10 protein-coding genes and 1 riboswitch are annotated in these 12,886 nt (G+C 63.2%); of the genes, 8 read left to right on the plus strand and 2 right to left on the minus strand.

Annotated features, from left to right (window positions below; genetic code table 11):
• Positions 1-343: 343 nt before the first annotated feature.
• On the plus strand, positions 344-1,045 hold the full coding sequence (locus ACI2KG_RS24030) for a helix-turn-helix transcriptional regulator (protein WP_404663543.1): 702 nt from the start codon (positions 344-346) through the stop codon (positions 1,043-1,045).
• Positions 1,046-1,308: 263 nt separating this feature from the next.
• Here ACI2KG_RS24030 and ACI2KG_RS24035 read toward each other — a convergent pair whose 3' ends face one another.
• Both ACI2KG_RS24035 and ACI2KG_RS24040 read right to left on the minus strand, forming a co-directional pair.
• Entirely contained in the window at positions 1,309-2,520 is a 1,212-nt protein-coding gene (locus ACI2KG_RS24035) for a glycosyltransferase family 4 protein (protein ID WP_404663544.1), read from the minus strand.
• Between the two features lie 370 nt (positions 2,521-2,890).
• Positions 2,891-5,068, minus strand: coding sequence for a TonB-dependent siderophore receptor (locus tag ACI2KG_RS24040; protein ID WP_404663545.1), 2,178 nt, complete (start codon positions 5,066-5,068; stop codon positions 2,891-2,893).
• Positions 5,069-5,250: 182 nt separating this feature from the next.
• Between ACI2KG_RS24040 and ACI2KG_RS24045 the strand changes: the two genes are divergently transcribed.
• From ACI2KG_RS24045 to dxs, 7 genes are all read left to right on the plus strand, one after another.
• Entirely contained in the window at positions 5,251-5,943 is a 693-nt protein-coding gene (locus ACI2KG_RS24045) for a response regulator transcription factor (protein WP_404663546.1), read from the plus strand.
• Positions 5,943-7,289 carry a histidine kinase sensor domain-containing protein gene (locus ACI2KG_RS24050; protein WP_404663547.1) on the plus strand — a complete coding sequence of 449 codons (1,347 nt, stop codon included), beginning with the start codon at positions 5,943-5,945 and terminating at the stop codon, positions 7,287-7,289. The genes ACI2KG_RS24045 and ACI2KG_RS24050 overlap by 1 nt, the downstream gene beginning before the upstream one ends.
• 82 nt (positions 7,290-7,371) lie before the next feature.
• Complete coding sequence (locus ACI2KG_RS24055; protein WP_404663548.1) at positions 7,372-8,274, plus strand: alpha/beta hydrolase; 903 nt, start codon at positions 7,372-7,374, stop codon at positions 8,272-8,274.
• A gap of 146 nt (positions 8,275-8,420) precedes the next feature.
• Positions 8,421-8,562, plus strand: a riboswitch (FMN riboswitch).
• A gap of 80 nt (positions 8,563-8,642) precedes the next feature.
• The gene (gene ribB, locus ACI2KG_RS24060) at positions 8,643-9,293 is read left to right on the plus strand and encodes a 3,4-dihydroxy-2-butanone-4-phosphate synthase (RefSeq protein WP_404663549.1); all 651 of its coding nucleotides are present in this window, start codon (positions 8,643-8,645) and stop codon (positions 9,291-9,293) included.
• A gap of 373 nt (positions 9,294-9,666) precedes the next feature.
• On the plus strand, positions 9,667-9,909 hold the full coding sequence (locus ACI2KG_RS24065) for an exodeoxyribonuclease VII small subunit (protein WP_003255380.1): 243 nt from the start codon (positions 9,667-9,669) through the stop codon (positions 9,907-9,909).
• Positions 9,906-10,793: a (2E,6E)-farnesyl diphosphate synthase gene (ispA, locus tag ACI2KG_RS24070; RefSeq protein WP_400619571.1), complete on the plus strand. Its 888-nt coding sequence runs from the start codon at positions 9,906-9,908 to the stop codon at positions 10,791-10,793. The genes ACI2KG_RS24065 and ispA overlap by 4 nt, the downstream gene beginning before the upstream one ends.
• A gap of 180 nt (positions 10,794-10,973) precedes the next feature.
• On the plus strand, positions 10,974-12,869 hold the full coding sequence (gene dxs, locus ACI2KG_RS24075; protein ID WP_404663550.1) for a 1-deoxy-D-xylulose-5-phosphate synthase: 1,896 nt from the start codon (positions 10,974-10,976) through the stop codon (positions 12,867-12,869).
• Positions 12,870-12,886 lie beyond the last annotated feature (17 nt).

Genomic DNA, 12,886 nt, shown 5'->3' on the forward strand with positions numbered 1-12,886 from the left:
TGTCTGGCACCGGCTTTGCCGGTGTTCGCGGGACAAGCCCGCTCCCACAAGTTTCGCTAAATCAATAAGTTAGAGTTTGTTCTATGAGAGCGGGCTTGTCCCGCGAAGCAGGCGACGCGGTGCATGGCACCGGCGTTGCCGGTGTTCGCGGGACGAGCCCGCTCCCACACGTTCTGCCAAGTCAATAAGTTACGTGTTGTTCCATGAGCGCGCATTGATGTTAATGGCGGTAATAAATCCTACGCATTCCTACACCAACGCCCTACAAACAGCCTGTTTCCCACAAACCTCGTCAACACCCGGTTCATATCCTTGCTGGCACCGCGCCGCTACACTCGCCGGCATGAACACTTCCGGTGACCGCCTCAAGGCCCTGCTCCATGAATGTGGCCTGACCCCTTCCGACTTCGCCGCCCAGCGCAGCGTCACAGCGCAGCACGTGAACAATTGGTTCAAGCGCGGGGTGCCGTTGGCCCGGCTGGACGAACTGGCCGACCTGTTCTGTGTGCACCGCCGCTGGCTGCGCAGCGGTGAGGGGCCCAAGCACCCCAACCCGATCCTGCGCAATGGCCCGCTGCGGCCGGCACCCGCCAACCCGCCTACACCGCTGTCGGTGGGCCAGGGTCGACTGGTGAATGTGCCGTACTACGAACTGAACAGGGGCTTGCTGTCACCGGTGCCCAGCAAGCACCTGCGCCTGCCGGCCAAAGCCCTGAAGGCCTTGGGTGTACAGGCTGCCAACGCGATCAGCATGGCGATGCCGGGCAGCAACATGCTCCCACTGATACCACTGGAGGCCACCCTGGTCATCGACCTGGGCATGACCCAGGTGGTCGACGGTGAAACCTATGCCTTGCTGCACAATGGCTCGCTCAGGGTCAACAACCTCACCCTTGGCCAGCACGGCACGCTGTACCTGCACAGCCATGACCGACGCAACTACGCAGTCGAACGCTACACCCTTGCGCAGCGTCAGGCGCAGGGCCTGGAAATACTGGGTTGGGTGTTTCACTGGTCGCATTTCCGTCAACAGCGGCCCGGCTGAAACACCCTGTGCCATTTTTTGCTGGGCATCCTGCGCGCGCCCTTGTATGCTACGCGGCACATTCAGCCCCGACCGGCGCAAGCCGCAGTCCAGAGGGCTCGGCGATATCCCACACGGGTATTTGCCATCTCTTTCAGGCCCCTGTTGGCCACACAGTTAAGGCGGTTGCGGCTTACCATAAATTAGTCGGAAGCGTCCCCGAGAAGCCGGCCACAAGCCGGCTTTTTAATGCCTCCAACCCATACGGTATCGCCGTTGGTCCTTCAGATGGACGGGCTGCCAGCGGGCGCGAGGCTGTTCTTCAGGAACGCTTCGCGGACCTGGTGCATCTGCAAGTGCGTCTTTCCCCCTGCATAATCCAGCCCCGCAAGCCCCATTTTCAACGCAAGTTCGGGGTATCGGGCAGCGTGCCGAATACGCTCAGCCAAGCTTGAGGGGTTACCGGTTTCAAACGTGAGCGCATTATGCTTGCTGGTAATATCCAGCACGCCGCACGTATCGGAGCCTATCACCGGCACGCCCTGGCTGAACGCGTCGAAGATGATTCGGGGTTGTTCCTGCTTCAGGGTCGGAACCAGCAGCCAATCATGCTGGGCAATGATCGTGAAGAAGTCTTTGCCATAGTCGACTGCGCTCATGAACCTCACCGCGACGGCGCCCCGGTGTTCAGTTGCAAAGCGCAGACAGTGCGCTTTCAAATCGCCCTCACCCATGATGGTGAGTGTGACATCAACGCCTTCGACCTCTAGCTGCTCAATGGCTTCCAGGACGACCATCACACCTTTGTCCATGACCAGGCGTGAGGGGTAAAGCAAGTTGAGTGTACGGCTGCGCCTGCCTTCGTACCTTTTTCTGACAGCCTCCGGGGTGGCCATGAATGTTTGATCGAGCCAGCTGGCAGGGTTGATCAGTGTGTGCCTGTTGTCACTGCCCAGGAAGTATTCCTTGTAGAAGGACTGGGTGAATATCCTGGCGTTCGCCAGCCTCAGGCAGCGCTTCAATACAAAGGTGTGCACATGGTGTTCGATGATTTTCCTGGGGGTCCGTGCCTCCCCATGCCCCAGCATCCAGAATGAAGACTCTATGACAACAACCCACTGAAAGCGGAACAATGGCTTGAGCGGCAACAGGTAGAAGGACAACGGGAATGCCCAGCCGGCACCGTCAGAATGCACGACCTTCGCCTGTTTGCAGGCGTTGATGACCGTAATGAAGTTCGGCAGGAAGTTCTTTAATACCGAGGCAAGGCCATGGTCTTTTTTTAATGCATGAAGCCATTTGATGTTCAGGTGGCTGATACTCTGCAACCCTTCGACATGCTGGCTTTTCTCAACAGGGCAGCAGAGCCCGAAGTGTTCGATGTAACTCAGATGCAGTTCGATATCCTTGACCCACAAGGGGTCGGTGAAACGCTCGCCTTGCTCATTGATTACAACGGGAATTCGGGTAAACAGGATGTATGGGTCGTCGATCATATTCCCCTCGCAGGGACGCCAGGACACGCGTAATTGATTGTCTACATGGGGCTTACTCCTCAATACCAGCCGTCCATCTCAACAACGTTCCAGCGTCCTTGCAGACCTCCTGCATACGCAGCAAGGCTCCGTAGGGCTTCACTGTAGTGTGACTTCATGGATCGCACACGGCGTGTTCAACAATTTCTCGTGGGGCGGTGAGTTTTCCATTGCCTGGGCGGGCCCCTTCGCGGGCACGCCCGCTCCCACAGGTACGGTGCAAGTCGTGAGAACTGCGGTGACCTTGTTGGAGCGGGTTCACCCGCGAAGAGGCCAGCCCTGGCAACACATCAATGAAGCCTCGGCTCGACAGCCTCACTCCCCCTGGCTATCAGAAGTCATACCGCGCCCCCACCATCATGCTGCGCGACGGCCCATAGAAATTGAACGTCGAGGTCGAGCCCACCCGCGACAGGTAGTCCCGGTCGAACAGGTTGTTGACGTTGAAGGTGGCGGTAAGCTTCGAGGTCACCGGGTACGACAGCATCGCATCGACGGTGGCATACCCCGGGGCATCGATGCGCACGCCGCCGTTCTCGGAGTAGAAGTTACTCATCGCCGAAATACCGCCGCCTATGGCCAGGCCGGTCAGCGGGCCTTGGTTGATGGTGTACTTGCTCCACAGCGAAGCCTGGTTGCGCGGCATGATGAAGAACGTGGTTTCGGCATCGCCCTTGACGGTTTCGGTCTCCATCCAGGTGTAACCGGCCAGCAGCTCCCAGTTCGGCGTCAGCTTGCCGCTCACTTCTACTTCGGCACCCTTCACGCGTGTCTTGCCGGCGGCAACCGAGTCGGTGGTCGCCACACCGTCAGCGTCGTACAGGGTGGTGGCGCGGTTCTTGTCGGTCAGGCGGAACACCGACAAGCGGGTGTTCAGGTCACCGCCAAAGTAGCTGCTCTTCAGGCCGAACTCGTACTGCTCGCCTTCACGCGGCTTCAGCACCCGGCCGTTGCTGTCGGTGTCGGACTGCGGCTTGAACACCTGCGAGTAGCTGGCGTACAGCGCGTGGTTGTCGGTCAGGTCATAGACCAGGCCGCCATACGGGGTGAAGTGGCCGTCCACGCGCTTGCTGTCGTCGGTGGTGGCGCCGCTGCTGAGGGTGGTGGTGTAGAAGTCACCGCGGTACCAGCTGAAGCGGCCACCGGCAATCAGCGCCAGGCGCTCGACTGGGCGGAAGGTGACCTTGGAGTACAGGCCGTATTCCTCTTCCTGCATGCCGGTCTCGGTGCTGTAGTTGGGCGACGGCTTGGCGAACTGCTTGGGCGAGTAGGTGTTGACGTTGATGGTGCCCAGGTTGGTGGTGCCATTGAGGTACTCGGTGTCGTAGTTTTTGTAGTCGCTGCCGACCACGAACTCGCTGACCTGGCCGAAGGTTTCAAACGGCTGGCTGTAGCTGGCATCCAGCGAATAGGTGTCCTGGGTGAAATCACGGGCGCTGGCGCGTTCGGAGTTGGCGCCGGTGGTGGCGTTGGTCGCCGTGAAGGCGTACAGGTAATTGGTATCGCGGTGTGAACCACGCGCCGCGACGCGGCCATAGCCGCCGTTGTCGAAGCGGTGAGTCAGCTCGGCAACCAGGTCGGTGGTCTTGCCGTCGAAGTAGTTCCAGTCGGCACCAAGGAAGCGCGAGTGGCTGAAGTCCGGCACCTCGCCGGACAAGGTGGCCGGGTAGCCGTTGTGCGGTGTTATGTTCTTCACTTCATGCATCAGGCCGAACGACAGCGTGGTGGCGTCGTCCAGGTCGATGTCCAGCGCACCGTAATAGCTGTTGCTGGTATTGGCGTTGTAGTCGACCTCGCCGTTGGTGTCGTCACGCGAGGCGATAAAACGCCCGCGCACGCGGCCGGCATCGTCCAGCGGCCCGCTCAGGTCGATTTCTTCGTGGTTGGTGTCCCAGGTGCCGTAGCTACCTTCGATATGCCCCTGGAACTCGGCGGTCGGGCGCTTGCGCACCATGTTGACGATACCGCCCAGCTCACTGGTGCTGCTGAACAGCCCGGCCGGGCCGCGCATGATTTCGACGCGGTCGAACGCCGCCAGCGACGGCACGGTGCCGAAGATGCTTTGCATGGGCGCCGGCAAGCCGTCGATGTTGAACTCGCTGTACTCGTAGCCTCGGGCGTAGATAGACGAACGGCCGCTGTCGTTGGTCAGGGTACGCAGGCCGGCGGTGTACTTGGCCAGGTCGTCCAGGTGCACGAACTGGCGGTCCTTGGCGTAGTCCTGGGTGTAGACGGTGATCGACTGCGGGATGTCCTTGAGCGCTGCCGGTGTCTTGGTGCCCACGGTGGCCGCATCGACGCTATAGCCACCGGTTTGTTCCGAAGGCAGCATGTCGTACAGCCGGTTGCCCTCGATGGTCAGTGCCGGCAGGTCGAGCGCGCCGTCCTCGGCGGCCGCCTGAGTGGCCACTGTTTCAGCCAGTGCCGACAACGAAAATGGCGCCAGCAAGCCCAGTACCAACCAGCCCCGCGCCCCTCGCGAGCGCCCCACACCTTTGAAACCGTTCATGACACACCTTCCGCCCAAGTGATAATAATTCGCAAACGAAACAAGTTGCTTTTTGCGAACGATACCGGAGCGAAAACGGGGGTGCAGCATCATTAACCTTCTTAACACATTGCGGCGTTGCCCTCGGCCCACCAGCAATGGGATGATCCGTAACTGATAGAAGTTCTCATTCAAGGCTCGCCGTGCCCACTTCACTTCTCCTTGCCGAAGACGACCCACGCCTGCGCCAGGACCTGGAACGCCATTTTCTCAATCGCGGCTTTCAGGTGCATGCCTGTGCCAGCGGCACTCAGGCCTTGCACGCCATACAGCAATCGCGCTTCGAACTGGTATTGCTGGACATCATGCTGCCGGGCATCGACGGCCTCAGCCTGCTCGACGAACTGCGCCGCCAACAGGCGGTGCCGGTGATGCTGATGTCGGCGCTGGGCGCCGAGCAGGATCGCATCAGCGGTTTTACCCGTGGCGCCGACGATTATCTGCCCAAGCCGTTCAGCCTGGCCGAACTGGACGCCCGGGTTGATGCCTTGCTGCGGCGCGTGGCGTTCGATCGTCGCCCGGCTGCGCGTGCCGACGTTGGCGAGGTGATGCTGGACCATGACCGCCAGGATGTTATCCACAACGGTCAGGCAGCCGGCCTTACCGCATCCGAATTCCGCTTGCTGGCCACCCTGCGTGCTCACCCCGGGGAGGCCTTGAGCAAGCCATTCCTCTACCAGACCGTGCTGCACCGCGCCTACACCCGCCTGGACCGCGGCCTGGATGTACATGTGTGCAACTTGCGCCGCAAGCTGGCCGACATTGCTGCCCAGCACTTGCAGATCCAGGCGGTGCGCGGCCAAGGTTACATGCTGGTCGACACGGAACAGCCCTGATGCGACGCCACCCTTTGCTATGGAAACTGGCCATTCTGCAGGTCGGTTTTTGCCTGCTGCTGACCTGGCTGATCTGGACCTGGGGCCTGTCGGTGGAGCGCAGCACCTACTTCCTGTCGCAGGCCGACCAGGACTACCTGGCGCGTTACGCACAGCAGGCCGAACAAGCCTGGAACCAGGGCGGCGCGGTGGGCGCCGAGGCATGGCGCCAGCAGCTGGGGCGCGCTGAAGACACCTGGGTAGCGGTGATCGGCCCGCACCTGCAAAGCCTTGGTACCACACCGCTGAGTGCCGAAGAGGCCAGCCACCTGACCTTCATGCGCAAACTCGACTGGCCGATGAGCCGACGCCTGCAGGACGAGCTGCCTTACGTCAGCATGGCATTCCCGCAACACCCGGAAAACGGCCGCCTGGTCATGCAGTTGCCCGAACACCTGCTGCCCACCGGCCTGACGCCCTGGACCCATGTGATCACCCACGGCGTTGCCCCCACCCTGCTCGCCCTGCTGCTGGGCCTGGCGCTGTACCGCCATCTTGTCGTGCCGCTGAACCGCCTGCGCGACCGCGCCGACGCCTTGCGTGCCGATGACCTCGACAGCCCCGCCCTGCCCTTGCAGCAGCGCCGCGATGAGCTGGGCGAGCTGGCACAAGCCTTCGAGCACATGGCCGGGCGCCTGCGCCAGAGCCTGGAGCAACAGCGCCTGCTGCTGCGCACGCTGTCCCACGAACTGCGCACCCCATTGGCTCGGCTGCGCATTGCCCATGACAGCGACTTGCCGCCGCAGCAGTTGCGCGAGCGCCTGGACCGCGAAGTCGCCGATATGCAAAAGCTGCTGGAAGACACGCTGGACCTGGCCTGGATGGACACTGAACAGCCCTGCTTGCCGACCGAGCCGGTGATGCTGGTGTCCGTGTGGGAGGCCTTGTGCCAGGACATCTGCTTCGAAAGTGGCTGGGAGCGCACCCGCCTGCCCTGCTCGCTGGGCACCGAGTGCCTGGTGCAGGCCCACCTCGACAGCCTGGCCCAGGCGTTGGAAAACCTGATGCGCAATGCCATTCGCCACTCGCCGGCCGAAGGCCGGGTCAGCCTGGATGGCTGGCAGGAGGGCGGCTGCTGGCACCTGCGCCTGAGCGACCAGGGCCCCGGCGTACCGCACGCCGACCTTGAGCGTATCTTCCAGCCTTACCAGCGCCTGGCCGGTAGCGGCGCAGGCTTCGGCCTGGGCCTGGCCATCGCCCGCCGCGCCATCGAACTCCAAGGTGGCCGCCTGTGGGCCAGCAATGCCCACCCGGGCCTGTGCTTGCACATGACCCTGCCACTGGCCCAGGACTGTTTAGAAAGTTAAGGGGCTTTACGCTCAATCAGGACTGATTATCATCTGAGCGCTCCAGCCAGGTATCCCTGGCAATGTCCTGATGAGACGCCTGATGAACAAGACAACCCTGGCCCTGACGCTGGCCCTGATCCTGGCGCAGCCCCTTTCGGCCCCTGTCGCGCAGGCACAGCCCGACCATGAACAGAAAATGGACGCGTCGCTGCTGCTCCGTCAGGACATGGCCTACCGTTTCAGCCAAGTGGACCTTGACTCGGCCGATGGGCGACGTCATTACCGCTTGTGGATCGGCAAGCCGAACCGCCCGGTGCCAGCATCGGGCTACCCGGTGCTGTGGATGCTCGATGGCAACGCCGCGCTGGGCGCACTGAACAGCCAGCAACTGGGCACGCTTGCCGCCGGCCAGGCGCCGTTGCTGGTGGCCGTGGGTTACCAGACCGAACAGCGCATCGAACGCGCCGGGCGCACGTATGACTACACCCCGGCCTTACCAGGGCAGGCTGAGCAGCTGGACCCGCTGACCGGGCAACCCAGTGGCGGAGTGGATGCATTTCTCGACCTGCTCACCGGGCGCATGCGCACGCTGGTGGCGGGTGTGGCACCGATCGACTTGCAGCGGCAGACGCTATGGGGGCATTCCTATGGCGGGTTGGCCGTGCTGCATGCGCTGTTCACCCGGCCCGGGGCATTCAGTGACTATGCAGCGGCCAGCCCGTCGCTGTGGTGGCATGACGGGGCGATCGTGGGTGAGGCGCAGGGGCTTGAGCAGCGCCTGGGAAGCAGCCGGCCGCGGTTGTTTCTGATGCGTGGCAGTGAAGAGCCGGCGAACCCGCGCGCGCAGGTGCAAGGCGATGAAGAGCGGCCGGCGCGGGAGCTGGTGGCAGACCTGGCCAAGGTGCCAGGCTTGCAGGTGCGGTTCGAGCGGTTTGCCGGTTTGGGGCATGGGCCGATGTTGCCGGCCTCGTTGAAACGGGTGCTTGAAGGGATGTCGCGGTAAGCCTGTTCCGGCCTGTTCGCGGGTTCACCCGCGAACAGGCCAGGCAACACACTTGTCGGCCCTTAACACACTGTGTAGCGGCACGATTGCGCCAAAGGTCGTAGAACCGCGGGTTGCCAGTGGGGTGCCACTGTGCGGTATGCTTGGGCGGTCTTCAGGGCGGGGTGTAAGTCCCCACCGGCGGTAAATCGAAAGATAAGCCCGCGAGCGCCCCGGCCATGCCGGGGGTCAGCAGATCTGGTGCGACTCCAGAGCCGACGGTCATAGTCCGGATGAAAGAAGGCGTCAGGCAGGGGCCATTCGGGCGCCCCTGCGCGCGCATTTTGTTCGCCCCGAGACGTTCATCGATCATTCACGAGGAGCGTTTCATGTCCACCCAGCACCACTCGCATTTTCCCAATGTTTGCGCCGCCATCGCCGCCTTCAAGGCCGGGCGCCCTGTACTTTTGCTCGACGATGACGACCGCGAGGACGAAGCGGACATCATTGCCGCCGCCGAAAACATTTCGCTGCAGACCATGGCCATGATGATTCGCGATTGCAGCGGCATCGTCTGCCTGTGCCTGGATGAAGCCACCGTCGACGCGCTGCAACTGGCGCCCATGGTGCAGAACAACCAGGCCCGCCATGGCACCGGCTTCACTGTCACCATCGAGGCGGCGGAAGGTATCACTACCGGGGTCTCTGCCCAGGACCGCATCACCACCATTGCTGCGGCACTGCGTTCCAGCGCCGAACAGCGTCATATTGTCAGCCCGGGGCATGTGTTCCCGCTGCGCGCGCGCAATGGCGGCGTGCTGACCCGCCGTGGCCACACCGAGGGCTCGGTGGACTTGGCGCGCCTGGCCGGCCTGCGCCCGGCGGCGGTACTGTGTGAACTGATGAACCCCGACGGGACCATGGCCCGTGGCGAACAGGTGGCGGTGTATGCGCGGCAGTACAACTTGCCGGTGCTGACCATCGAAGAGCTGGCGCAGTACCGGGAGGCGATGGTCGAGCGGGAAGCCGAGCCTGCCTGATAGACCCCATTGGGCCCATTCGCGGGCACGCCCGCTCCCACAGGGACATCACAGCCTTCCAGACCTGTGGTGAACCTGTGGGACCGGGCAAGCCCTAATGCCAGTCAGTTAAGGCTACTGGGGCTGCTGCGCAGCCCATCGCAGGCAAGCCAGCTCCCACACCGATTGCACTGATCTCAAGCCATGCGCCGTACCTGTGGGAGCTGGCTTGCCGGCGATGGGCCGCAACGCGGCCCCAAATTGCTTAACTGACTGGCATTAGGGCAAGCCCGCGAAAGGGCCATTGAAACCAACCTCATTGCCCCTGAAGTTTGCTCCCCCCGCCCCGCTCTGCTAGTGTCGCGCCGTTCTGAATGCCACCGAGACAGTCGCCATGGCCCGCAAAAAAGCCTCCCTCGATTTCGAGCAATCCCTCGCAGACCTGCAAGCACTGGTCGAGCGCCTGGAGAACGGCGAGTTGTCGCTGGAAGAGTCGCTGGCCGCCTTCGAGCAAGGCATCGCCCTGACCCGTGATTGCCAGGGCGCGTTGGCCCAGGCCGAACAAAAGGTGCAAATCCTGCTGGAGCGCGATGGTGAGCTGGCTGCTCAGCCCTTCGACGCGGAGCCGGAAGCATGATCGGCACCTATCAGGCCAGTTGCCAGGCGCGGGTCGACGCCGCCCTCGAACCGCTGTTCATCGCCCCGACCAAAGAGCTCGAACGCCTTTACGCCGCCATGCGCTACAGCGTGATGAACGGCGGCAAGCGCGTGCGCCCGCTGCTGGCCTACGCGGCCTGCGAAGCCCTGGGTGCCCCGGCCGAACAGGCCAATGGTGCGGCCTGCGCTGTTGAGCTGATCCATGCCTATTCGCTGGTGCATGACGACCTGCCGGCCATGGACGACGACGACCTGCGCCGCGGCCAGCCCACCACCCACAAAGCTTTCGATGAAGCCTGCGCCATCCTCGCCGGCGACGGCTTGCAGAGCCTGGCCTTCAGCGCCCTGCTCGACCCGGGCTTGAGCCCGCAGGCCGACGGTATCCGCCTGGCCATGGTCCAGGCCCTGGCCAAAGCGGCCGGCCCGGCCGGCATGGTTGGCGGCCAGGCGATCGACCTGGGCTCGGTAGGCGTGAAACTGGACCAGCAGGCGCTGGAATTCATGCACCGGCACAAGACTGGCGCATTGATCGAAGCCAGCGTGCGCCTCGGCGCCCTGGCCAGCGCCCGTGCCGAACAGCCGCAACTGGACGCCCTGCAAACTTATGCACAGGCCATCGGCCTGGCATTTCAGGTGCAGGACGACATCCTTGATGTGGAAAGCGACACCGCCACCCTGGGCAAACGCCAGGGTGCCGACATAGCGCGTGACAAACCGACCTATCCGGCCTTGCTGGGCCTGGAAGCGGCCAAGGCCTATGCGAACGAACTGCGCGACCAGGCGCTGGTCGCACTGGAAGGGTTCGGCGAGAAGGCCGAGCCGCTGCGGGCCTTGGCGCGTTACATCGTCGAACGCCGTAACTAAACACTGATACCACGCCCAGTGTAGGAGCGGGTTTACCCGCGAATGCGGCGGTGAATGCACCACCGTATTCGCGGGTAAACCCGCTCCTACACTGGCTGTCGCAAACAGTGGTTGAATGGGCAGTATTTCCTACAATGGGGTAAACTGCCGCGTCTTCACACACCTATAACGACTCGCCTGATGCCCACGACGTTTCAAGAGATCCCCCGCGAACGCCCGGTCACGCCGTTGCTCGACCGCGCTGACACGCCTGCCGGCCTGCGCCGGCTGGCCGAAGCCGACCTGGAGACCCTGGCCGACGAGTTGCGCCAGGAACTGCTCTATACCGTTGGGCAGACCGGTGGGCATTTTGGTGCCGGCCTGGGCGTGATCGAGCTGACCATCGCCCTGCACTACGTATTCGACACCCCGGATGACCGGCTGGTGTGGGACGTGGGCCATCAGGCCTACCCGCACAAGATCCTCACCGGGCGCCGCAACCGCATGCTCAGTCTGCGTCAGAAAGACGGCATCGCCGCCTTCCCGCGCCGCAGCGAAAGCGAGTACGACACCTTTGGCGTCGGCCACTCCAGCACCTCGATCAGCGCCGCGCTGGGCATGGCCATTGCCGCCCGCCTGCAAAACAGCGCGCGCAAGTCGATTGCAGTGATCGGTGACGGCGCGCTGACTGCCGGCATGGCGTTCGAGGCGTTGAACCACGCCCAGGAAGTCAACGCCGACATGCTGGTGATCCTTAACGACAACGACATGTCGATTTCGCGCAATGTCGGCGGCCTGTCCAACTACCTGGCCAAGATCCTTTCCAGCCGCACCTACGCGAGCATGCGCGAAGGCAGCAAGAAAGTGCTGTCGCGCCTGCCAGGCGCCTGGGAAATCGCCCGCCGCACCGAGGAGTATGCCAAGGGCATGCTGGTGCCAGGCACGCTGTTCGAGGAACTGGGCTGGAACTACATCGGCCCGATCGACGGCCACGACCTGCCGACCATGATCGCCACCCTGCGCAACATGCGTGACCTCAAGGGCCCGCAGTTCCTGCATGTGGTGACCAAGAAGGGCAAGGGCTTCGCCCCGGCCGAGATCGACCCGATCGGCTACCACGCCATCACCAAGCTGGAACCGGCCGACAAGCCGGCCGCGCCGAAGAAAGCCAGCGGCCCGAAATACTCCGCCGTGTTCGGCCAGTGGCTGTGCGACATGGCCGCCGCCGACAACCGGCTGGTGGGCATTACCCCGGCGATGAAGGAAGGCTCCGACCTGGTCGACTTCAGCGAGCGCTACCCGGAGCGCTACTTCGATGTGGCGATTGCCGAGCAGCACGCTGTTACCTTGGCAGCCGGTATGGCCTGCGAGGGCAGCAAGCCGGTGGTGGCCATCTATTCCACCTTCCTGCAGCGTGCCTACGACCAGCTGATCCACGACGTGGCGGTGCAGAACCTCGACGTGCTGTTCGCCATCGACCGCGCCGGCCTGGTCGGCGAAGACGGCCCGACCCACGCGGGCAGCTACGACCTGTCGTACCTGCGCTGCATCCCGGGCATGCTGGTAATGACCCCGAGCGACGAGAACGAGCTGCGCAAGATGCTCAGCACTGGCCACTTGTACAACGGCCCGGCGGCGGTGCGCTACCCGCGTGGTACCGGCCCGAATGCACCGATCAGCGGTGACCTTGAACCGCTGGAGATCGGCAAGGGCGTGGTCCGCCGCCAGGGCGAGAAAGTCGCCTTGCTGGTGTTCGGCGTGCAGTTGGCCGAGGCCCTGCAGGTTGCCGAGCAGACCAACGCCACGGTGGTCGACATGCGCTTCGTCAAGCCGCTGGATGAGGCCTTGGTGCTGGAGCTGGCTGGAAGCCATGAGTTGCTGGTGACCATCGAAGAGAACGCCATCATGGGCGGTGCCGGTGCTGCGGTGGGTGAGTTCCTGGCCAGCCAGGCAGTGCTCAAGCCACTGCTGCACCTGGGGCTGCCTGATATTTATGTCGAGCATGCCAAGCCGGCGCAAATGCTGGCCGAGTGCGGGCTGGATGCGGCCGGGATCGAGGCTTCGGTGAAAGCCCGTATGGCCAAGCTCGGCTTGTAATCCTCGGGGCCGCTTTG

Origin of the sequence: Pseudomonas sp. NPDC089407, assembly GCF_044900445.1 — a bacterium.
Taxonomy (GTDB): domain Bacteria; phylum Pseudomonadota; class Gammaproteobacteria; order Pseudomonadales; family Pseudomonadaceae; genus Aquipseudomonas.

Bases quoted from the DNA above. Each gene is read 5' to 3' on its own strand.
- ACI2KG_RS24030 (WP_404663543.1), top strand. From the start codon at position 344: ATGAACACTTCCGGTGACCGCCTCAAGGCCCTGCTCCATGAATGTGGC.
- ACI2KG_RS24035 (WP_404663544.1), bottom strand. From the start codon at position 2,520: ATGATCGACGACCCATACATCCTGTTTACCCGAATTCCCGTTGTAATC.
- ACI2KG_RS24040 (WP_404663545.1), bottom strand. From the start codon at position 5,068: ATGAACGGTTTCAAAGGTGTGGGGCGCTCGCGAGGGGCGCGGGGCTGG.
- ACI2KG_RS24050 (WP_404663547.1), top strand. From the start codon at position 5,943: ATGCGACGCCACCCTTTGCTATGGAAACTGGCCATTCTGCAGGTCGGT.
- ACI2KG_RS24055 (WP_404663548.1), top strand. From the start codon at position 7,372: ATGAACAAGACAACCCTGGCCCTGACGCTGGCCCTGATCCTGGCGCAG.
- ribB (WP_404663549.1), top strand. From the start codon at position 8,643: ATGTCCACCCAGCACCACTCGCATTTTCCCAATGTTTGCGCCGCCATC.
- ACI2KG_RS24065 (WP_003255380.1), top strand. From the start codon at position 9,667: ATGGCCCGCAAAAAAGCCTCCCTCGATTTCGAGCAATCCCTCGCAGAC.
- ispA (WP_400619571.1), top strand. From the start codon at position 9,906: ATGATCGGCACCTATCAGGCCAGTTGCCAGGCGCGGGTCGACGCCGCC.
- dxs (WP_404663550.1), top strand. From the start codon at position 10,974: ATGCCCACGACGTTTCAAGAGATCCCCCGCGAACGCCCGGTCACGCCG.